We start from the raw sequence: 20,569 nt of genomic DNA on the forward strand, positions 1-20,569 counted from the left end.
CTCGCCGGGGGCACTCGGGAAAGGGGCTCGCCTGCGGCGATCGCTATCACTGCCCCGTTCCCGGGTGCCGCTATTGAACCGGTCTCGTCGCTGCACTCGGACCCGCGTGCCCCTTCGGGTCGCTATGCTCACGCTCTCCGGGTGCCATTCTCCGTTGAGGCGATGCGCCGCTGGCGCACGCCTGATCGGGCCTGCGGCTCTCACGCAGATTGCAAAGAGGCTGAGAGTAAGAGTGCAGGCTGGTTTTTCCGTGACGGGTTACAAGCTGCGAGAGAGGCTCGCGGTGCCCGTCGCGGAGAACCGCGATGTCAAACCCTGCTGCTTGCGCGCGCGCCGGCAAGGACCGGGCGAACATCTATGCCGAAATCACCGACAAGATCATCGCCGAGCTCGAGGCTGGCCGCGTTCCCTGGGTCCAGCCTTGGGGTACGGCCGCGGCGAAAGCGCCATTGGTCATGCCGAAAAACGCTTCGACCGATCGCTCGTACAGCGGGATCAACATCCTTCTGCTCTGGGGAAGCACGATCGAGCATGGTTACAGCGGTCAAAGCTGGCTCACGTTCCGGCAAGCGCTGTCGCTTGGAGGGCATGTGCGTAAGGGGGAGCGTGGTACCACGGTGGTCTACGCCGACCGTTTCGTCCCGCGTGATGAGAAGCGGCGTGCCGCCGAGACTGGCGACGAAGCGCAGGCCATTCCATTTCTCAAGCGATTTACCGTCTTCAACACGGACCAATGCGCCGGACTCCCCAATGAGATCGCTACCGCGGCTCCGCCACCGCCGCCAGGGCTGATCGAGCCGACGGTGGAGGCTTTGATCAAGGCCACCGGAGTTATCTTTCGGATTGGCGGCGATCGCGCATTCTACGAACCGGCCCAAGACTTCGTGCAGGTCCCGCTGCCGCAGGCCTATTTCGAACCCATCAACTGGCACCGCACGGCGCTGCATGAACTTGGTCATGCGACCGGGCATCCCTCGCGGCTCAATCGCGATCAGAGCGCATCCTACGGTACGAAGAAATATGCCTTCGAAGAACTGGTCGCCGAGTTGAGTTCCGCATTCAGCTGCGCGTCGCTCGGGATCGTCCCGACCGTGCGCCATGCCGACTATATCGGCTCCTGGCTTGAAGTCCTGCGTGAAGACAATCGCGCCATCGTGCGGGCCGCCTCGCAGGCGAGCAAGGCCGCGGACTATTTGCTCGACTTCGTTCCTGTGCCCATTGAGCCCGCGTCGGTAGATTCGGTTGGCGCCGATCACGAGGCGGCGTGATGCTTGGCCTCGTGGCCGCGCGAGAGTGAGAGGAGGGCAGGCTGTCCGCGACGGGTTGGAAGTCAAGAGAGAGTCTCACGGCCGCCCGTCTTGGAGAGCCAAAATGACGAAAGCCGTACAAAAGATCACGCTGTCGCCTTCCCGGGACATTCCGTTCAACAAGCTCGTGCTCAGCCAGTCGAATGTTCGCCGCGTCAAGGCCGGTGTCTCGATCGAGCAGCTAGCCGAGAGCATCGCGCAGCGTACGCTTCTGCAAAGTCTGAGTGTCCGGGCCGTCGTCGATGCAGATGGCAACGAAACCGGCATGTTTGAGGTGCCAGCGGGCGGCAGGCGCTATCGCGCTCTCGAGCTTCTGGTGAAACAGAAGCGGATGTCGAAGACGCAGGCAGTGCCGTGCGTCGTTCGTGAAGGGGGCATCGCTGAGGACGATTCGGTAGCGGAGAACGATGAGCGGGTCGGCCTGCATCCGCTTGATCAGTTTCGGGCATTCCAGACGCTCCGCGATCTCGGCATGAGCGAGGAAGACATTGCCGCGCGGCACTTCGTGAACCCTGCGATCGTCAAGCAGCGCCTGCGCCTGGCGTCGGTCTCGCCGAAGTTGCATGACGTCTACGCCGAAGACAGCATGACGCTCGAGCAGCTCATGGCGTTCTCAGTCACTGCGGATCACGCCCGCCAAGATCAAGTCTGGGAGAACGTCAGCCGTTCCGGTTATGACGAGCCTTACCAGATCCGCCGCATGCTCACCGAGAACACCGTGCGCGCGTCCGATCGCCGGGCCCAATTTGTGGGCCTCGATGCCTATCAGCGCGCGGGTGGCGGGGTTCTGCGGGATCTGTTCGAGCACGACGACGGCGGCTGGCTTCAGGACGTCGCGTTGCTCGACCGCCTCGTAACCGAAAAGCTCAAAGCCGAAGCTGAAACGATTGCTGCCGAAGGCTGGATGTGGATCTCCGTCGCCGTAGAGTTCTCCTACGGTCACACTCAGGGCCTACGAGAAATCGAAGGTAAACCTGTCGATCTCTCGCCTGAGGAGCAGGCCACCATCGATGCGCTGAACGCCGAGCAGGCTAAACTTGAAACCGATTACCAGGATGCGGACGAGCTGCCTGACGAGATCGATCAGCGCCTCGGCGAAATCGAGTCGGCACTGGCGGCATTCGAAGACCGGCCGATGCTTTACGAACCGACCGAGATCGCCCGAGCCGGTGTCTTCATCAGCATCGATTCCGAAGGACGCCTCTCCGTGGACCGGGGTTACGTCCGGCCGGAGGACGAGATGCAGGAGACTGATCCTGATGTCGGGCGGGACGCCGACGTGTCGTCGAGTGAAGGGCAGGAGCCTAGCACTTCAGCCCAGCGCACGATCATCGCGGTCGCAGGTGACACTGCTGATGCCCAAGAGGATGATGAGGACGCGACCAGGCCGCTGCCGGATCGGCTGATTACCGAGCTGACGGCGCATCGCACGCTGGCATTGCGGGATGCGCTGGCAGAAAATCCAGCGGTTGCGTTCCAGGCAGTGCTGCATAACTTCGTGCTGACGGCCTTTTACCGGGTCGCGTCGTCGGAGAGCTGTCTTGAGATCAGCCTTCGCACGCCGAACTTTCCCGCCCAAGCTCCGGGACTGAGGGAAAGCGTCTCGGCCAAAGCTGTCGAGGCGCGGCATGAGGCCTGGAAGGCACGGTTGCCGAAGAGCGAGAACGATCTCTGGGATGCGCTGACGGCTCTTGATGGTGGTGCACAGGCGTCGTTGTTCACCCACTGTGCGTCATTTGCAGTCAACGCGGTCTATGAGCCGGCCAATCGCTACAATCAGGGGCGCGTCTCCGCCCATGGCGTTCGCACGCGTCTCGACCAGGCTGATGTGCTGGCGCGCGCGGTCGGGTTCGACATGGTGCAGGCTGGCTGGCGGCCGACCGTCGACAACTATCTCGGCCGGGTCACCAAGCCGCGTATTATGGAGGCGGTGCGGGAAGCCAAGGGCGAGTCGTCGGCGCAACTGATCGACCATCTGAAGAAGGCCGACATGGCCAAGGAGGCCGAGCGCCTGCTGGATGGCTCGGGCTGGCTGCCGGAGCCGCTGCGTCTCATCGATCCTGGTTTGGCGCCAGCAGAGCAGGAGGGCGAAGTGGGCTCGCTGCCTGAATTCCTCGCTGACGAGGAAGCTCAGGAGAACGGCGGCGACGAAGATCCGCAGCAGCTCGACGCGGCTGAGTGAAAAAGCACAGGGTGGGACGGCTCCGGCCGTCCCACGGTTGCTTGGGGACCGGTGCGCAGCGCCGGTCCCCATTCTTATGGCCGAGCGCTGAGAGGGAGAGTCGGGCCGGGAAGGGTTTGAGCCGTCGGGGTCAGAGGAGAGCGCCTGGTGGTTCGACCCGTTCCTGCTCTCCGAAAGAAATCCTGCCATGACCGAATCTCTCGCAGGCGGCGCTGCCGCCGCGCCGCTCTCGATGCGTGCCGCTGCAACTTTCACCTCCGCCGCCGTCAGGGCCGCGCGACAGCTGCTGACCGAACTCGAACAGGGCCGTCGCATCGATGCCGCTGTTCTGCGTAGCGCCATGGAGGCTGCCTTCGGCGCCTCCGACGCGGCCGGCGCCTGGAACTGGAAGACCGCCTATGACGTCTGCGAGGCGGCAACCGTTCTGTTTCTTCGCAAGTTCGGACCGGCCATACGCGCCAGGGCTGGCTCGACGGCTGCCATGCTGCCGATGCTGGCGAAAGTCGCGAACCGTCTGCCGACCCACACGCGTCGTTCCGAGGACAGTCAGGCGCTTCAGCAATTCTCGACGCCGATCCCGCTTGGGCTGGTTGCGTGCACCGCAGCCAGGATTACATCCGCCGATCGCGTTCTGGAGCCCTCCGCGGGGACCGGTTTGCTCGCCATCTTTGCCGAGCTCGAAGGCGGCGCCTTGGTGTTGAACGAGTTGGCCGAGACCCGGGCGGGGTTGCTCGAGCATCTATTCGGGGACGTTAACGTCACGCGGTTCGATTCTGCTCAGATCGATGACCACCTCGACGTGAGTGTCGCGCCGAGCGTCGTTCTGATGAACCCGCCGTTCTCCGCGGTGGCGAATGTGGATCGACGGATGGCGGATGCGGCTCTCCGTCACATCGCTTCAGCGCTCGCGCGTCTTCGCGACGGTGGACGCCTCGTCGCCATCGCCGGCGCAAGCGTCGCGCCAGATAACCCGGCATGGCGAGATGCCTTTGTGCGGCTCCAGGAGCGAGCGCGGGTGGTGTTTTCTGCGGCGATCGATGGCGCCGTCTACGCGAAGCACGGAACACAAATCGACACACGGCTGCTTGTGATCGATAAGGTGCCCGCTGCAGATCCGACGGCTTTTCCTGCCTCGCCAGGCGTGGCGGGCGATGTCGCGACCTTGCTTGACTGGGTGAGCCGGCATGTGCCTCCAAGGCTGCCTGTCGCCACGCCCTCGGAGATCGGCACTATCGGGCGGCCAGCGACGTCGCGACCGACCAGCGCCGTTGCACAGCTCTCATCGTCCTCTTCGATGAGCGCAGCACCTGGAGGTGTCGAACTTGCGTACGAGGCGGTCGAATGGTCGCCGCCGGAAGGCTCCCGACTCACCGATGCGCTCTATGAGGAGTACGGATTGCAGTCGATCCGAATTCCCGGATCATGCGCACATCCGACCAAGCTCGTGCAGTCCGCGGCGATGGCCTCCGTTGCGCCGCCGAAGCCATCCTATCGTCCGCACCTGCCGGCCAACCTCGTGGCGGATAGCATCCTATCGGACGCCCAGCTTGAGAGCGTCATCTATGCCGGTGAGGCGCATTCTGAGTTTCTCGCGGGCTCTTGGACGGTCGACGCGACCTTTGATGTTGTCGCGGCCGCGCGCGACGACGCAGAGAAAGCAGTCCGCTTTCGCCGCGGCTGGTTTTTGGGTGATGGCACCGGTGCGGGCAAGGGACGGCAGGTCGCCGGCATCCTGCTCGACAACTGGCTCAAGGGCCGCTGCCGGTCGGTCTGGATCAGCAAGTCCGACAAGCTGATCGAGGATGCGCAGCGCGACTGGTCCGCGCTGGGCATGGAGCGCCTGCTTGTTACGCCGCTGTCTCGGTTTCGCCAGGGCACGCCGATCCGGCTTTCGGAAGGCGTCCTTTTTACCACCTACGCCACGCTACGGACCGACGAGCGTGGCGAGAAGCTTTCGCGTGTCAGGCAGATCGTCGAATGGTTGGGTTCGGACTTCGACGGAGTAATCGTCTTCGACGAGAGCCATGCCATGCAGAATGCGGTCGGGGGCAAGGGCGAGCGCGGTGACCAGGCGGCCTCTCAGCAGGGGCGCGCGGGCTTGAGGCTCCAGCACGCCTTGCCGAATGCTCGTGTGGTTTATGTGTCGGCGACGGGCGCCACCACGGTCCATAACCTCGCTTATGCCCAGCGCCTCGGCCTTTGGGGCGGCGCCGACTTCCCGTTCGCCACACGCGCCGAGTTCGTCGAAGCGATCGAGCAGGGTGGGGTCGCAGCCATGGAGGTGCTGGCACGCGACCTCAAGGCGCTCGGTCTCTACGCAGCTCGCTCGCTCTCGTACGAGGGCGTCGCCTACGAGCTCGTCGAGCACCAGCTGACGCCGGAGCAGGTTCGCATCTACGATGCCTACGCTGATGGGTTCAGCATCATCCATAACAATCTCGATGCGGCGATGCGGGCCGCCAACATCACTGGCGAGACCGGCACGCTGAATGGGCAGGCAAAATCCGCTGCCCGCTCGGCCTTTGAGAGCGCGAAGCAGCGCTTCTTCGGTCATCTCCTGACTTCGATGAAGACGCCCTCGCTGATCCGCTCGATCGAGCGCGATCTCGAGGCCGGCCATGCCGCCGTGATCCAGATCGTCTCGACAGGCGAAGCGCTGATGGAGCGCCGGCTTGCCGATATCCCGACCGAGGAGTGGGGCGACGTCCAGGTCGACATCACCCCGCGCGAATATGTGCTCGACTATCTTGCCCATTCCTTTCCGGTCCAGCTCCACGAGCCCTTCACTGACTCGGAGGGTAATCTCTGCTCCCGACCCGTCTATCGCGATGGCCAGCCGGTCGAGAGCCGGGAAGCCGTCGCACGCCGCGACCGCTTGATCGAAAAACTCGCCTCGCTGCCGCCCGTGCCTGGGGCGTTGGATCAGGTCATCCAGCGTTTCGGCACGGACATCGCCGCCGAAGTAACCGGTCGCTCGCGCCGCATCGTTCGCAAGGACGACCGGCTGGTGGTCGAAAATCGCGCGGGTTCGGCGAACCTCGCGGAGACCTCGGCCTTTATGGATGACGTCAAGCGCATCCTCGTGTTCTCCGACGCGGGCGGCACGGGGAGGAGCTACCATGCCGAACTGTCGGCCCGGAATCGCCGTTTGCGGGTCCACTACCTGCTCGAGCCCGGCTGGAAGGCCGATGCCGCGATCCAGGGCCTCGGCCGCACAAACCGGACCAATCAAGCACAGCCACCGTTGTTTCGTCCGATTGCGACAGATGTGAAGGCCGAAAAGCGCTTTCTCAGCACCATTGCCCGCCGGCTCGATACGTTGGGAGCCATTACGCGCGGCCAACGTCAGACCGGAGGACAGGGCCTGTTCCGGCCCGAGGACAATCTCGAAAGCCAGTACGGACGTGATGCGTTGCGTCAGCTCTACACACTCCTCGCGCGAGGCAAGGTCGACGGCTGCTCGCTTGGGAGGTTCGAGGATGCAGCCGGTCTGAAGCTCATGGATGCCAATGGGCTCAGGGATGACCTGCCGCCGATCACGACCTTTCTGAACAGGTTATTGGCGCTCACCATCGACCTACAGAATGTGCTGTTCACCGCCTTCGAGCAGCTCTTGACCGCTCGGATCGAAGGCGCGGTTGCATCCGGCACCTACGACCTGGGGTTGGAAACCCTTCGTGCCGAGAGCTTCGTCGTCACCGACCGGCGGACGATCTATGACCATCCGGGGACCGGCGCTGAGACCCGGCTGCTCACGGTCGCCCAGCGCCAGCGCAATCATCCAGTGAGTCTGGATGACGCTCTTGCTCGTCTTTCCGATCGCCAGGCCGTCCTGCTCGTCAATGAACGCTCGGGACGACCCGCCGTGCAGGTCCCCGCGGCGAGCGTCATGCTCGATGACGGCGAGATCGAGCGGCGTGTCCGTCTGATCCGGCCGGTGGATCAGCAAACGGTCCCCTTGAGCATGATGGCGGAGAGCCACTGGATCGAAGCGGACCGCGGGCGCTTCGCTGCGGCCTGGCTGGCGGAGCTTGCCGAGGTGCCCGAGTTCACGGAAAGCACGATCCACGTTGTGGCGGGCTTGCTGCTCCCCATCTGGAAGCGACTGCCGAACGAATCGACCCGCGTCTATCGCCTTCAGACTGACGCGGGCGAACGCATCATCGGCCGCAAGGTTTCTGCTGCGTGGGTCGCAAATGTCCTTGCGGCGGACGCGCCCGCGCTGACGCCCGACGCTGCCTTTGCCGCGCTGATCGAAGGACGCACCGTCCTTGACCTCGCGGAGGGACTTCAGCTTCGCCGTGTCCGGGTGATGGGGGCACATCGCATCGAGCTGTCGGGATTCAACGACACGATACGCGATCGCCTCCGTGCTTACGGCCTCTTTGGGGAGATCATCTCCTGGAAGCTGCGCATGTTCGTACCCACGGACGCGAGCGGCATCGAGGTCCTGTCGAGGGTGCTCGACACTTATCCGGTTACGGGCGTCAGTGAGCGGGAGGCCGCGTGATGTCCGGCGATGTCTCCGAGCTGGCACGCCGCCTCGCGCGCGAGGCCGAGGCGGTGTGCCGATACTATCTCCCCAATGGTAAGCGGGCGGGGCGGTACTGGGTGGTTGGCGACGTCCACAACACCCCGGGCCGCTCGATGTTCGTGCGGCTCCGGGAATCGGCGAAGGGTCCCGCCGGCAAGTGGACCGATGCTGCGACTGGGGAGCACGGCGATCTTCTCGACATCATCCGCGAAAGCCGTGGCTTGCGCGACTTCCGCGAGGTTGCCTCGGAAGCACGACGTTTCCTGAAACTGCCTCGTAGCGAACTGGAAGCCGTTTCAAAGTCTGTTCGTCCGGCACCGCGAGCTGGTTCGCAAGAGGCCGCGAGACGACTCTTTGCAATATCGCAATCGATCGACGGGACCATCGTCGAAGCTTATTTGCACCGCCGGGGTATTTCGGATGTGCACCATGGTGGCAGCTTGCGTTTCCACCCACGCTGCTACTATCGGGCGGACGAGCATTTGCCCACCGAGACCTGGCCGGCGATGATTGCTTGCGTAACGGATCTCGATGGCAGGATCACTGGCGTACACCGTACGTGGCTCGATCCAGAGGGCAGTTACGATCGCGTTCGACTCGGCAAAGCCCCCATCGATACGCCACGACGGGCCATGGGCGATCTTCTCGGCAACGCGGTTCGCTTCGGCATGATGGACGACGTGCTCGCTGCCGGCGAGGGTATCGAGACCATGCTCTCGCTGCGCTGCGTGCTACCGACCTTGCCCATGACCGCTGCGCTTTCGGCCAATCACCTCTCAGCGATGTTGCTGCCATCGAGCCTGCGTCGGCTCTATATCGCTCGCGATGCCGATGCTGCCGGAGATACGGTCCAGGCCGTTCTGACCCGGCGTGCAGAAGAGGCCGGCATTGAAACGATTGCGTTGTCGCCTCGTCTGGGCGACTTCAACGAAGACCTGCACATCTTCGGCCTCGATGCTCTCCGAGCAGCGTTGTGTGTTCAACTCGTACCGGAGGATGTCGCCCGCTTCCTGCTTTCGTCGACGGTCGCCGCGGCATAGGTCGCGGCGGTTCGACCGATGGTGATGGGTCGATCGTGGCGAAGCCCATCCCGGAAGAGGCCGCGACCACGGCCTTCTAGAGGGCGATCGGACGGCAAGCGGCTCGGGCCGGCAATGGCTGCGTCCGGCTATTTTCCGCCGCGCGCCGGAGATCAGAAGACACATCAGCCACCTGACCGGCGCGCTTTGCATCGCGAAGCAAAATAGCTGGCCTCCGCCATCCTCCGCTGCGCTCCGGCCCTCCGCTCTGCTGCGGGTTCTGGCCCGTTCCGCCTGCCGTCTGAGTGATCGCCACGAAGGCCGCGATGGTCGCGGCCGATCCGGCAGAGGATCGCCTCCATGACCGACCACGATGACATTGAATTGCCGCACGCCGCATCTGCGACCGAACACGTTCTTACCGAATTGCAGCTCTTCGGCTACCGCCCCTTCGATGACCAGCCCGATCCACGACCGCTCCCCGAGGGCAGGATCATCGCCGGTGCCGTCGCTGACATCTTCGATGCCCTGGTTGCCACCTTGAGCGACACCCGGCTCGAGCCGGACCTCGACGATCTGCTCTGGTCGACTGTCAACCTGTTCCATCGTGCCGTCGACCGCATCGGTCGCCACCTCGATGACAACGAACAAGCGCAACAGAAGAGCCAGCGCGAGCAAGACGGCTCAGAAGTCCGATCGGTCGAACTCGAGCGCGTGACGGCGGAAGGCATCACGCTAATTGAGCGCCGCAACTGCCTGGAGCTCTTCCGTGATCAGGCCATAGAGCGCTTCGAGACTCACACGGGCTCACTCTGGCGCCCCCGATCGGGATCGCTGGTGAACCACCGTACGCTGACCGCGGCGATGATCGACTCCCGCGACTTCATCGCAGCCAAGCGCCGCGCCGAGACCGAGGTCATGTTGCCCCCGGGGCCGAAGATCGCACTCACCGGCGGGCTCGACTTCAATGACCACCACCTCATCTGGGATCGTCTCGACAAGGTTCATTCCAAGCATCCCGACATGGTCCTGCTCCATGGCGGCTGCCCGAAGGGTGCCGAACTGATCGCATCCAAATGGGCGACGATCCGCAAGGTGCCTCAAATCGCCTTCAAGCCTGATTGGACGAAACATGCCAAGGCAGCACCTTTCAAGCGCAACGATGCCATGCTCGAAATCCTGCCGATCGGCGTCATGCACTTCCCGGGCACTGGAATCCAGGACAACCTGGCCGATAAGGCGAAGCGGCTCGGCATCCCGGTCTGGAGGTTCGGCGGCGCGTGAGCGCCGTCTTCTCGACTCCAAGCCTTCGAGGCGGAATTGCTCACGCCGCAACTCCGCCTCCTTTCAGTCGTCTCATCCAGAGTTGCGCCGTGGTGGTGGTGGAAGGCGCGACTGGTACATCTATGCACATGGAGCCACCACCATGCTCGCCCTTGGGCTTGTTCTCAACACACTCGGCATTGGCTTGTTCTGCTGGGCGATCTTTACGCTCGCTGTGTATGCGTTGCCATTTTTCGTCGCGCTGAGTATCGCGATGACGGCGTTTCATAGCGGCGCCGGCCTCATTGGGGCCCTGCTTATCGCAACGGCCGGCGGTGCGCTGACGCTCGTCCTTGGCCAGATCGCCTTCGCTGTTACTCAGTCCTCGGCCTTGCGCGTCGCGATCGCGACAGCATTCGCTGTTCCCGCCGCCATCGCTGGCTATCATGTGGTGCTCGCCGTGTCCCACATCGGGGTGCCTTCACTGGCCTGGCGTGAGGTCTTCGCTTGCCTGGGTGCAGTTTGCATTGGCGTTACGTCATGGACACGCTTGATGATTTTGGCGGAGACCCGCCCGTTCGAGACGGGCGGGGTGGTGGAGAACCGGTCCTAACCAGTTCTTACGGCCGCATCGACCGAACGATGTGCGCTTTCCGCCTTCATCGTCGAACAGGCTCGCGTAGACCGGCGCAGTGAACGGCGATCATCGAGACCTGAGCGCGGCAGAGGCAGTCCTCTTCGGAGCTCGTCGACCAGCCGCCGGCATTTCGATTTAGCCCACGCAGCCGCGGCGGAGCGGTGCTACCTCGATCCGTTCTTAGGAGACGATACCGCCCTTTGCAGGAGATTGTTTCTCTTTCCGCGCTGAATCGTTCCGACCTCTTGTTCATCAAAACCGGGATAGCCACGCTTCTCCAGAGATTGTGGCTCAGCACGCGGACGCACGTGGCCTCGTTGATGGCTTGATCTGGCCGAAGACCGGCTTCGCCTCGATCGTCTGAGCCGCAACGCCGTTGATGCGACTTTCTTCCCCTGGGCTTCGCCCATTCCTCGCGAGACAAGAAAGTCGCCACAACGACGTCCTCCGCTGCGCTCCGGCCCGAGCGGGTGCGTCGCCGATCGTCCTCGGCCCTAGATCGCCATCGAGGCCGCGGTGGTCGCGGGCTCGAAACACAACAGGAGAAGTGACATGGCTAACATCGGTTCTTTCAAGAAGGTCGGTAACGAATTCCAGGGCGAGATCGTGACCCTGAGCCTGAAGGCCAAGGGCGTCCGCATCGTCGCCGAGACCAACCGGTCCAACGACAACGCTCCCAGCCACCGCATCTATGTGGGTCGCGCGGAGATCGGCGCGGCCTGGTCGAAGCGCTCCGAAGAGGGCCGCGACTACCTCTCGCTCAAGCTCGATGACCCCTCGTTCAACGCGCCGATCTACGCGAACCTGTTCGACGACGAAGGCGGTGAAGGCTACACCCTGCTCTGGTCGCGGCCGCGCAAGACCGGCGAGTAAGAGCGCCCCACCAAGCCCCGTCCGGTCCCCCGGACGGGGCTTTCCAAATCTCCATCGGCCGATGGATCGACCGTAGAACCATCGTGCTAGATGCTTGCTGCCGATCTGAGCGAGATTTCGTTTGGCGGCGCGCTCGGCGCGCCCTCCGGAACATCGCCTAGTCGAAACCTGATCGCTGCCGCTGCAGCAAGCTGGATCGGAAGTCGTAACGGGTGTCCACATCGGGACTCCCAAGGTCGCGCGCCCGGCTCGCGGAAAGTCAGGACCGAGCTTTGGACACCTTCTCCTCAAGCAGATCTGCCGGCCTGACCCCCAACGCTTGGGCAATCTGCCAGATTGTGAGCAGTTCGCGTTTTGGAGCCCTCGCTCCATGCTGCTCACGAAGGCCCGGTCGACGCCCATGCGTTCCGCTACGGCCTCTTGGCTTATAGTCCCGTTTGACATAAAAGGTGTATACAAATATATAGCGCATGTAAAATTCAAAAGGAGACGCTCGTGGCAGTTCTTCAGTGTGACATCCGTAGAGGCAGAACGCCGGACCAAAAGCGCATCATGGGCGAAAGGCTCACACGAGCCGTTCATGAGATCACGGGTCTCGACATCGACAATATACTCGTGATTTTTAGGGAGCAGCCTGGCCAAGATCTGCTCGAGGGCGGCGTGGTGCTTCCGGACTATCAGGCCGGTCCGAATGGCGAAGATCTCGCCGGAGCGGCGGAATTCGAAGCGCGGGCCCGCAAACGCAAACAATCTTAAACTGGCTTTAGAGCCTCAGGGAGAGCCAAAATGCCCTATATTTGCTGCGACATTCAGGAAGGCCTATCCGACGACCAGAAAGAACGGCTTGCTGATGCGATCACGCAGATCACGCACGAGTCGATCGGCTCTCCGATACCTTACATCCACGTAGCGATCCGCGAATTTCCGAAAACAAGCTTCGTGCAATCCGGCCTGCGGGGCCGCGAATACGGCAAGCCTGTGATTGCGGCCGCCGCCGAATAAGAGCGCAGATCTGTGGCAGCCGTCAAAGGGCTTTGGCTTTCAGGGCTGCCACAAGAGCCTTGTCGAGAATGCCGTTCCATCTCGAAAGCGCTGCGTCCGGCATACGAGACCTTTGAGCTTTCAGCCACAGTGGCGTTGCCGCTTCGAAAGTTCTCAGGCCGGCCGGAGTAAGCGACAGCCCGACCGAAGGTTTTCTAGCTTTTTCGATCCATTTGAGTCGCTTCAGGCCGTTGATGGCCAATGTTGCAGAGGCCTGATCTAAAGCCAATAGAGTGGCGATGTCTTGAACGCGCACGTTGCGATTCTCAGCTACCGTGGCAAGAACGTGGAACTGCGTCGATTTGATTGCTTCCGGGCGCAAGATTGCATCGTATTCTCGCGTGATGTAACGCGCTGCGCCGCGAAATGTGCTATTCGCGCATCGCTGGAAGTCGACTGAATCCGATGTGCGGTCTGTCTCATCGAAGCCCTCGGCGTCATGTGACATGACGTAGAGCCTGCGCGGAGCCTGTTCGTTTAGCGCAGCCGCAGCCCTGAGCGTCGTAAGGATTTCGTTCCAACCTGCGGTACCCAAGCCTCCCAAAAGGCGTCGTTGCGCCAGCCGCCACTTCGGAACGGCAGCCTTCAGCGTTTCGATTCCCGCGTCTGTGAGCGCAGGAATTTGAATACGCTGGTCGACCTCAGACACCCGCAATTCGACCAGGGATTTGCTGGCGAGAAGCTTCAGGTTGCGTGTCAGGGTGGTCCGCTCGAGAAGCATGACGTCCGCCAATTGGGAGACGCCCAACGGCACGAATCGGTAGATATTTCGCAGCGCTGAGAATTGAGCTGCATTCAGCCCCGTGGGTTGCAAGGCAGCATCGTAAAGCACTGCCGTCGTGCGGGCGATCATCCGCAATTTCAGGCAGATACATGAATTGACGACCGACATGGTTTCGTTCCGCTGGAGATACGCGCTGCGGCCGGCGCGCCGCACCGGAACCCCTTAGCACGCACAATGTCGCACGCAATGTCGCAAATCGCGCTTGCCGAGTCAAAAATATTTGTCTACACGTATATTGCTTTGCGAGGAAACGCTGAACCCTGCGGGCGCAACTAGACCAATATAAATCGAGGAAATGCTTCAAGGGAGGTCGAAATGATAGGTGAAAGTCTGCTCGTCACGCCGGAAGCGCTCCCCATAGAGGAGCCTAGTGCCCAAGTGGGGAAAGTACGGGTCCTCACGGCGAGCGTCATTGGCAGCGTCATTGAGTGGTACGACTACGCTCTTTACGGCACGGCTGCCGCACTGATCTTCGGTCATCTGTTCTTTCCAAAGGCTGATCCGATGGTTGCAACGGTCGCAACGTTCGGAACCTTTGCCGCGGGATTCATCGCGAGGCCGTTCGGCGGCCTGATCGCAGGCTATTATGGTGACAAGATCGGGCGCAAATCGACTCTGGTTCTGACGTTGATGACCATGAGCCTCTCGACGACATTGATCGGTTGCCTGCCGACCTATGCCCAAGCTGGTGCGCTTGCGCCGATATTGCTTTTGCTTCTTCGAATACTTCAGGGCATGGCCGTCGGCGGAGAATGGGGAGGGGCAGTCTTGATGGCCGTCGAATTCGCTCCGGTCGGCCGTCGCGGCCTTTGGGGATCGTTTCCCCAAGTTGGACCGTCCGCCGGAATCCTGCTCGGGACGGCCTCGTTTTCGCTCGTGTCGCTATTCGTGAGCGAGGCTGACTTTCTGATCTGGGGATGGCGAATTCCCTTCCTGATCAGCCTGCTTCTCGCGGCAGTTGGCATGTACATCCGTTTGCGCGTGTCGGAGACACCGTCGTTCAAGCGGATCCATCAGCTGACGCGTCAGACGAAGAACCCGCTGATGTCGGTGGTCCGCGAGCATCCGCGCGAGCTGTTTCATGCAATCTTCGCTCGCTTCGCCGATGGCGGAAATTTCTACCTTCTGACTGTCTTTCTGCTCGCCTACGCGGCCGACCAGGCGCACATTCCACGCTCGCAGTCTCTAATCTGCCTGATGATCGGCACCTTCGCGAATGTCATAACGATTCCCTTTTTTGGTCGCTTGTCGGATTCCTTAGGCCGCCGAACCGTTTTTATCGGCGGTGCGATTTTCATGGCGGTGTGGGCTTGGCCGATGTTTGCGATGGTCGACAGCGGCAAGGCCTCAATGCTGGCTCTCGGCTTGTCGATCATGATGATATTCGGCCACGCGCCGGTGTATTCGACCCTTGCGTCGTACTATGCCGAGTTGTTTCCCGCGCGGATGCGCTACAGCGGAATCTCGATCGGCTATCAAAGCGCGGGCATCATTCTCGGCGGGTTTATGCCGTTGATCGCAAGCGCTCTCATCCTGACGACGGATGGTAAGCCCTGGCCGGTGATTTTGATTATCGCCGCGCAGTCGCTGATCGCCGCCTTGTCGCTGTATCTCGGCCCTGAGACCTACAAGCGCGACATTTCAATGTAAGCACCGCAAGCCCGCGGGGGGCGATGGTGCTCCTCGCCTAATTCCATTCAAGGAAAGCGAAAATGGCTAGAACGTTGAAGCAGAGCCGGAGCGCCGAGGCGCGGGTCGAAGATCTGACCAAAGTTAGACTGACTGTAGAACAAATCTTGGCAGACATCGAGGCCAGGGGTGATGGCGCGGTCAGGGAGCTTTCGAAAAAGTTTGATGGCTGGGATCGCGAGGACTACCGCCTCACGGAGGACGAGATCAAGGCCTGCGTTTCGCAATTGTCCAAGACGAACCTCGATGACATCCGTTTTGCGCAGGAGCAGGTGCGAAATTTCGCGAAGCTTCAGCGCGATTCAATGAAAGATATCGAAGTTGAAACGCTGCCCGGCATCGTTCTTGGGCACAAGAACATCCCGATCAACTCGGTGGGGTGCTATGTTCCGGGAGGCAAGTATCCGTTGCTTGCATCCGCGCATATGTCTGTCATAACCGCCAAGGTGGCTGGCGTTAGCCGCATCGTGACGTGTGCGCCGCCTTACAAGGGCAAGCCCGCGCCGGCGATCGTGGCTGCGCAGCACCTGGCAGGCGCGGACGAGATATACTGTCTCGGAGGCATCCAGGCGGTGGGCGCTATGGCCCTTGGTACAAAGAGCATCTTGCCGGTGGACATGTTGGTAGGCCCGGGGAATGCCTTTGTCGCTGAAGCAAAACGCCAGCTGTTCGGACGTGTCGGCATCGATCTTTTTGCTGGTCCCACCGAGACCCTCGTGATCGCGGACGAGAGCGTGGATGGTGAGATCTGCGCAACGGACCTGCTCGGGCAGGCGGAGCATGGGCCAAATTCTCCTGCTATCCTGCTAACGAACTCGGAAAAGCTCGCGCGCGACACGCTTGCGGAAATCGAGCGGCTGCTCGGCATTCTTCCGACAGCTGAGGTCGCCCGACAAGCGTGGGAAGACTATGGAGAAGTGATCGTTTGCGAAACGCGCGAAGAGATGGTCTCTGAAGCCGATCGGATTGCTTCGGAGCACGTTCAGGTGATGACCAGCGACCCCGATTACTTCTTGAAGCACATGACCAATTACGGTGCACTCTTTCTCGGACCGCGCACCAATGTTGCCTACGGCGACAAGGTGATCGGCACCAACCATACGCTGCCCACGCTGAAGTCGGCCCGCTACACCGGTGGGCTGTGGGTCGGAAAATTTCTGAAAACGTGCACCTATCAGCGGGTCCTTACCGACGAGGCGTCCAGCATGATTGGCGAATATTGCTCTCGGCTCTGCATGCTGGAGGGCTTCGTCGGGCATGCCGAACAGGCGAATGTTCGCGTCCGTCGCTACGGAGGCAAAAACGTCGCTTATGCGACCGCGTCTGAATAGAAATAGCCGGCCTCGGCGTCACTTGAATTCGTCGAGGCCGCATGGTGCGAGCAATGCTTTCAGCAATCCCTTCATTCCGAATAGATGGTCGTCGCGCGCTCGTTACGGGCGCGGGGCGTGGCATTGGACTTGCCGCGGCATCGGCGTTAGCAGCGGCCGGGGCACACGTCACGTTATGTGCGAGAACGCCGTCCGAGATCGGTATCGCGGCGAAGGCTATCCGCGACAAGGGAGCGCACGCTGATGTGTTGGTGCTCGATGTGACGGATCTAGAGGCAGTATCGGCTGCGATCCGTGAGTCTGAACCTTATGATATCCTCGTTAATAACGCTGGGACCAACCGGCCGAACCACATGACGGCCGTCTCCGCCGTTGACTTCGACTACGTCATGAATCTGAATGTACGCGCGTCTTTTTTCGTTGCGCAGGCCGTGGCGCGACGGCTCATTGCAGCCGGCTCGCCAGGGTCCATTATCAACATTTCCTCCCAGATGGGCCACGTAGGCGCTGAAAACCGATCGCTCTATTGCGCTTCGAAATGGGCCATGGAGGGCTTTTCAAAAGCCATGGCTCTCGATCTGGCTCGGTACAGGATCCGCGTCAACACCATTGCGCCGACCTTTATCGAAACGCCGATGACAAAGCCCTTTTTCGACGATCAAGCATTCAAGGACCAGGTGATGTCCAAGATCAAGCTGGGTCGCTTGGGCCGCGTCGAAGACGTAATCGGCGCGCTAATTTATCTCGCAAGCGATGCATCCAGCCTTATGACAGGATCATCGATGCTCATCGATGGAGGATGGACAGCTGAATAACGCGAGAGACAGAGTTTCGGAATGAACGCAGGCCGATCCCACTTGTCGCCATAGCGGTTCTTTCGGGAACCTTGCCGAACGGCGCAGGCGCAAGGACGCTCGGCGGGCCAGTCTTTCAATCCGGGAGGCCCTGATGAGAGCAATGCGGTCACGGGACTTACTCTTAAACGTTCCCGGCGCCAAGAATCAGCCCGGACAACCCCAGTGCCGCTCTCCTGCAGCAGCACAACTCTTGGCCCTTCAAGAGCATAACAAAAGCGAGTTTGCATTTGGATTGAAGGGCGCCCGCCGCCGGCATGCGGCGAGCCTTTTACCGTTCCGCTTCCGTCATTCGTGTTTTGACATGAACAATTGAGCTACGCCGGTCATGTTCTCGCGACCCAATCCTTCCGCGATAGCCTTTTGAAAGACCCCGCGCGCCGCAGCAATCGTCGGTGCTGCCTCAGGTGAACCTGCGGCATCGACCGCATAACCGAAATCCTTCTCGATCAGCTCGATTGGAAACTGCGGCGAAAAGTTGCCGGCCAGCATGCTGCCTGACAGGTTGGTCGCCGCAGGGCTCCAAACTGCGGTGCCTGCGATAGCTTTCACAGCGCTTGCCGCGTCTGCGCCTGATCGCTTCAAAAGGCCGATCAATTCGGCCAACGCGGTCGCCTGCACGCCAAGGAGTGCGTTTGTACTTAGTTTCACGAGAGCACCGGATCCGAGGGGCCCGACGTGAGTGATGGTGCTCCCCATCGCCATGAGCAACGGTCTAGCCTGTTCCAGTATCGCGTCGTCCCCACCGATGAAATACACAAGCTGGGCCGCTTCAGCTTGGGGACGGGAGCCGGCCACGGGCGCTTCGAGCAAGTGACTTCCGCGCTCCGCGATGGCCGATCCGAGCTTTCGGATCCATCCAGGTGTGAGAGTCGAACTCTCGATCGCGATGGCTCCCTCCTTCAGCCCTGCCAGAGCGCCGTGGTTCGGGGAAAGCCAGACATCCCGGGAAGCTTCGTCATCGCGTAGCATGGCGAACACAAAGTCCACGCCCGAGGCGGCCTCTTTCGGCGTCGCCGCTTGCTTGGCTCCCATCCGGACGAGAGCAGCAGCGGCTTCCGGGGTCCTGTTCCATACCGTCAAGGCGTGTTCGGCCTTGATGAGATTGGCGGCCATGCGAGCCCCCATCGCGCCCAACCCGAGCAAAGCTATATTTTTCGACATTGGCTCCTCCTACGATCTCGGTGAACAAGCTGAAGTTGAGGCTTGACCAACAATCTAAAACCTGGCCATGTCCGTGCGGCACGCACTTTGCTTGAAGCACGGATTTCGAAGTATCCGATGTCAAATTTGGGCAACGCCGCCGTCGATGAAGACTTCGCTTCCATTCATGAAGCTGCTTTCGTCGGACGCGAGAAAGGCGACTACCTTCGCAACCTCATCGTCACGGCCTATCCGTTCGAGCGGCGACAACGTCGCGGCGAAGCCGAAAAAGCCGCTGACTTCCTGCTTCGAGGCGCCGTACTTGTCGTGACCAGGGGTTTCGATAACTCCAGGGCTCACGGCGTTGACGCGGATATTGCGGCCCTTTAGGTCCGATGCCCATGTGCGGGCAAAGGAACGGACTGCCGCTTTGGCAGCGCTGTAGATGCTCCAGTTCGCGAAGCCTTTGCTGCCGACGATCGAAGACGCGAGGATGATCGATCCGCCGGATGCTATCAACGGCACGGCCTTCTGCACCGTCCAAATCACGCCCTTGACGTTGGTGTTGAAAAGCCCGTCCACGTGTTCTTCCGTGAGATTGCCAAGAGGCGCCGGTGCCGCATAACCCGCGTTGGCGAATACAACGTCGACGCGACCGGCTTGCGCTTTCACGAGCTCGAACAGACGATCCATTTCTGCGGGATCAGTGACGTTGCCAGCCACGGCGACGGCACGCGACCCCAGGCTCGCCGCCGCTGCCTCGAGTTCAGCTTTCCGGCGACCCGTGATGTACACGCGCTCCGCGCCTTCATCGATGAACGTTTTGGCCGTCACCAAGCCGATGCCGGAATTGGCTCCGGTAATGACAGCGATCTTTCCTTTAAGCCGAGACATGGCTTGCTCCATGATGTGTGGTTATTGAAACAGGTGAGCGGCCGACGGCTCCGGCGGCCGGTTTAGCCGAACGCCGGAGCGTGAGGTAGCAGAGCGGTTATCGTTCAGCGTGCTGCTTCAGCTTGGTGACGAGTGCGTCGCCGAAGGCAGGCGCCGACATCGGCTGCTGGCCGGTGATCAGCTCGCGGTCGACCACCACGTTGGGGTGCCAGTTGGCGATGCTCTCGACGCGTGCGCCGGCTTCGGCGAGGGCATTGACCGGGTAGAACTGGACGTTTCCGCCCAGGCCGTTCGGGCCTTCCAGAGCCTGCTCTTCGCCGGTCGAGAAGATCGTCACGCGATAGCCCGCGTAGGGCCAGCCCTTCGTCAGGCTGCTCGCCTTGCCGTCGCCGGCGATCATCGAGGCGATGAACGCATCGGGATCGGGAAGTGCCGACAGAAGCACGATCGGGCCGTGGCAGATGATGCCGGTCGGACGGCCGGACTCATGGAAGCTGGTCAGGATCTTGCCGAGGTTCTTGTCCTTGAGCAGATCGACCATCGGCGCATGACCGCCCGGGATGAACAGGCCGATGTATCCGTTGGTGCCTTCCGCGACGACCGAAGCCAGCGTCTTCGGATGCTTCAGCGCCTGGAGGTTCTCGGCGTACTTCAGCGCCGCGGCCCGTGCAGCGTCGTCGCCGCCGAAGAACATCGCGTTGTTGGAGTTCGCGTCCATCACCGGCAGATCGCCCTTGGGATTGGCGATCACCGGCTCGTAACCGGCCTCGATCAGCTTGCGGTAGGGGACGACGAACTCGTTCAGATAATAGCCGGTCTTGTAGGTCTTGCCGTCTTTCAGATCGAGCGCGTCGGCGCTCGACATCACGACAAGAACTTTTCCTTTGGTTTGTGCGGAAGCGGTCATCGGAGTCACCATCGTTAGGGCGAGCGCCAGCGCGCCGCCGAGTTTGCGGAAAAACATTTCGATTGCCTTGGTTTGGAGGGGACGGCGCTCGAGATGCGAGGTCCCCGGTTC

General features: G+C 61.5%; 16 protein-coding genes. 12 read left to right on the forward strand and 4 right to left on the reverse strand.

Annotated features, from left to right (window positions below; translation table 11 throughout):
* Positions 1-305 precede the first annotated feature (305 nt).
* The 9 genes from A3AS_RS0118125 (at position 306) to A3AS_RS0118170 (ending at position 12,817) form a co-directional block, all read left to right on the forward strand.
* Entirely contained in the window at positions 306-1,268 is a 963-nt protein-coding gene (locus A3AS_RS0118125) for an ArdC family protein (protein ID WP_018318990.1), read from the forward strand.
* A gap of 103 nt (positions 1,269-1,371) precedes the next feature.
* Positions 1,372-3,489, forward strand: coding sequence for a ParB/RepB/Spo0J family partition protein (locus tag A3AS_RS48340; RefSeq protein ID WP_018318991.1), 2,118 nt, complete (start codon positions 1,372-1,374; stop codon positions 3,487-3,489).
* 187 nt (positions 3,490-3,676) lie between these two features.
* Positions 3,677-7,999 (forward strand): strawberry notch-like NTP hydrolase domain-containing protein, encoded by a 4,323-nt coding sequence (locus A3AS_RS0118135; protein WP_018318992.1) that lies wholly within the window; start codon positions 3,677-3,679, stop codon positions 7,997-7,999.
* On the forward strand, positions 7,999-9,063 hold the full coding sequence (locus A3AS_RS0118140) for a toprim domain-containing protein (protein ID WP_018318993.1): 1,065 nt from the start codon (positions 7,999-8,001) through the stop codon (positions 9,061-9,063). Before A3AS_RS0118135 ends, A3AS_RS0118140 begins: the two co-directional genes overlap by 1 nt.
* Before the next feature lie 339 nt (positions 9,064-9,402).
* Positions 9,403-10,326, forward strand: coding sequence for a DUF2493 domain-containing protein (locus A3AS_RS0118145; RefSeq protein ID WP_018318994.1), 924 nt, complete (start codon positions 9,403-9,405; stop codon positions 10,324-10,326).
* Between the two features lie 142 nt (positions 10,327-10,468).
* Positions 10,469-10,918: a hypothetical protein gene (locus A3AS_RS0118150; protein ID WP_026202107.1), complete on the forward strand. Its 450-nt coding sequence runs from the start codon at positions 10,469-10,471 to the stop codon at positions 10,916-10,918.
* A gap of 576 nt (positions 10,919-11,494) precedes the next feature.
* Complete coding sequence (locus tag A3AS_RS0118160; RefSeq protein WP_006018714.1) at positions 11,495-11,815, forward strand: DUF736 domain-containing protein; 321 nt, start codon at positions 11,495-11,497, stop codon at positions 11,813-11,815.
* A gap of 495 nt (positions 11,816-12,310) precedes the next feature.
* Entirely contained in the window at positions 12,311-12,571 is a 261-nt protein-coding gene (locus A3AS_RS0118165; protein ID WP_157644287.1) for a tautomerase family protein, read from the forward strand.
* Between the two features lie 30 nt (positions 12,572-12,601).
* On the forward strand, positions 12,602-12,817 hold the full coding sequence (locus A3AS_RS0118170) for a tautomerase family protein (RefSeq protein WP_018318997.1): 216 nt from the start codon (positions 12,602-12,604) through the stop codon (positions 12,815-12,817).
* 22 nt (positions 12,818-12,839) lie between these two features.
* On the opposite strand, the gene A3AS_RS43520 is transcribed toward A3AS_RS0118170, so the two are convergent.
* Positions 12,840-13,748, reverse strand: a complete 909-nt coding sequence (locus tag A3AS_RS43520) for a MarR family winged helix-turn-helix transcriptional regulator (protein ID WP_157644288.1) — start codon at positions 13,746-13,748, stop codon at positions 12,840-12,842.
* A gap of 207 nt (positions 13,749-13,955) precedes the next feature.
* Between A3AS_RS43520 and A3AS_RS0118180 the strand changes: the two genes are divergently transcribed.
* The 3 genes from A3AS_RS0118180 to A3AS_RS0118190 all read left to right on the forward strand — a co-directional run bounded on the left by A3AS_RS0118180 (position 13,956) and on the right by A3AS_RS0118190 (position 17,475).
* A complete protein-coding gene (locus A3AS_RS0118180; protein ID WP_157644289.1) occupies positions 13,956-15,290 on the forward strand; it encodes an MFS transporter in 1,335 nt (444 codons plus the stop codon).
* 62 nt (positions 15,291-15,352) lie between these two features.
* A complete protein-coding gene (gene hisD / locus A3AS_RS0118185; RefSeq protein ID WP_018319000.1) occupies positions 15,353-16,660 on the forward strand; it encodes a histidinol dehydrogenase in 1,308 nt (435 codons plus the stop codon).
* A 53-nt stretch (positions 16,661-16,713) separates the two neighbouring features.
* Entirely contained in the window at positions 16,714-17,475 is a 762-nt protein-coding gene (locus tag A3AS_RS0118190) for an SDR family NAD(P)-dependent oxidoreductase (protein WP_018319001.1), read from the forward strand.
* Between the two features lie 327 nt (positions 17,476-17,802).
* Here A3AS_RS0118190 and A3AS_RS0118195 read toward each other — a convergent pair whose 3' ends face one another.
* The 3 genes from A3AS_RS0118195 to A3AS_RS0118205 all read right to left on the reverse strand — a co-directional run bounded on the left by A3AS_RS0118195 (position 17,803) and on the right by A3AS_RS0118205 (position 20,515).
* The gene (locus A3AS_RS0118195; protein WP_026202108.1) at positions 17,803-18,678 is read right to left on the reverse strand and encodes an NAD(P)-dependent oxidoreductase; all 876 of its coding nucleotides are present in this window, start codon (positions 18,676-18,678) and stop codon (positions 17,803-17,805) included.
* Between the two features lie 120 nt (positions 18,679-18,798).
* Entirely contained in the window at positions 18,799-19,551 is a 753-nt protein-coding gene (locus A3AS_RS0118200) for an SDR family NAD(P)-dependent oxidoreductase (protein ID WP_026202109.1), read from the reverse strand.
* Positions 19,552-19,648: 97 nt separating this feature from the next.
* The gene (locus A3AS_RS0118205; protein WP_018319003.1) at positions 19,649-20,515 is read right to left on the reverse strand and encodes a type 1 glutamine amidotransferase domain-containing protein; all 867 of its coding nucleotides are present in this window, start codon (positions 20,513-20,515) and stop codon (positions 19,649-19,651) included.
* Positions 20,516-20,569: the final 54 nt, after the last annotated feature.

The sequence above is a fragment of the Bradyrhizobium sp. WSM2793 genome, from assembly GCF_000379585.1.
Lineage (GTDB): Bacteria > Pseudomonadota > Alphaproteobacteria > Rhizobiales > Xanthobacteraceae > Bradyrhizobium.

Excerpts from the sequence above, each read along its gene's own strand:
- A3AS_RS0118125 (WP_018318990.1), top strand. The coding sequence starts at position 306 with ATGTCAAACCCTGCTGCTTGCGCGCGCGCCGGCAAGGACCGGGCGAAC.
- A3AS_RS48340 (WP_018318991.1), top strand. The coding sequence starts at position 1,372 with ATGACGAAAGCCGTACAAAAGATCACGCTGTCGCCTTCCCGGGACATT.
- A3AS_RS0118135 (WP_018318992.1), top strand. The coding sequence starts at position 3,677 with ATGACCGAATCTCTCGCAGGCGGCGCTGCCGCCGCGCCGCTCTCGATG.
- A3AS_RS0118140 (WP_018318993.1), top strand. The coding sequence starts at position 7,999 with ATGTCCGGCGATGTCTCCGAGCTGGCACGCCGCCTCGCGCGCGAGGCC.
- A3AS_RS0118145 (WP_018318994.1), top strand. The coding sequence starts at position 9,403 with ATGACCGACCACGATGACATTGAATTGCCGCACGCCGCATCTGCGACC.
- A3AS_RS0118150 (WP_026202107.1), top strand. The coding sequence starts at position 10,469 with ATGCTCGCCCTTGGGCTTGTTCTCAACACACTCGGCATTGGCTTGTTC.
- A3AS_RS0118160 (WP_006018714.1), top strand. The coding sequence starts at position 11,495 with ATGGCTAACATCGGTTCTTTCAAGAAGGTCGGTAACGAATTCCAGGGC.
- A3AS_RS0118170 (WP_018318997.1), top strand. The coding sequence starts at position 12,602 with ATGCCCTATATTTGCTGCGACATTCAGGAAGGCCTATCCGACGACCAG.
- A3AS_RS43520 (WP_157644288.1), bottom strand. The coding sequence starts at position 13,748 with ATGTCGGTCGTCAATTCATGTATCTGCCTGAAATTGCGGATGATCGCC.
- A3AS_RS0118180 (WP_157644289.1), top strand. The coding sequence starts at position 13,956 with ATGATAGGTGAAAGTCTGCTCGTCACGCCGGAAGCGCTCCCCATAGAG.
- hisD (WP_018319000.1), top strand. The coding sequence starts at position 15,353 with ATGGCTAGAACGTTGAAGCAGAGCCGGAGCGCCGAGGCGCGGGTCGAA.
- A3AS_RS0118190 (WP_018319001.1), top strand. The coding sequence starts at position 16,714 with ATGCTTTCAGCAATCCCTTCATTCCGAATAGATGGTCGTCGCGCGCTC.
- A3AS_RS0118195 (WP_026202108.1), bottom strand. The coding sequence starts at position 18,678 with ATGTCGAAAAATATAGCTTTGCTCGGGTTGGGCGCGATGGGGGCTCGC.
- A3AS_RS0118200 (WP_026202109.1), bottom strand. The coding sequence starts at position 19,551 with ATGTCTCGGCTTAAAGGAAAGATCGCTGTCATTACCGGAGCCAATTCC.
- A3AS_RS0118205 (WP_018319003.1), bottom strand. The coding sequence starts at position 20,515 with ATGTTTTTCCGCAAACTCGGCGGCGCGCTGGCGCTCGCCCTAACGATG.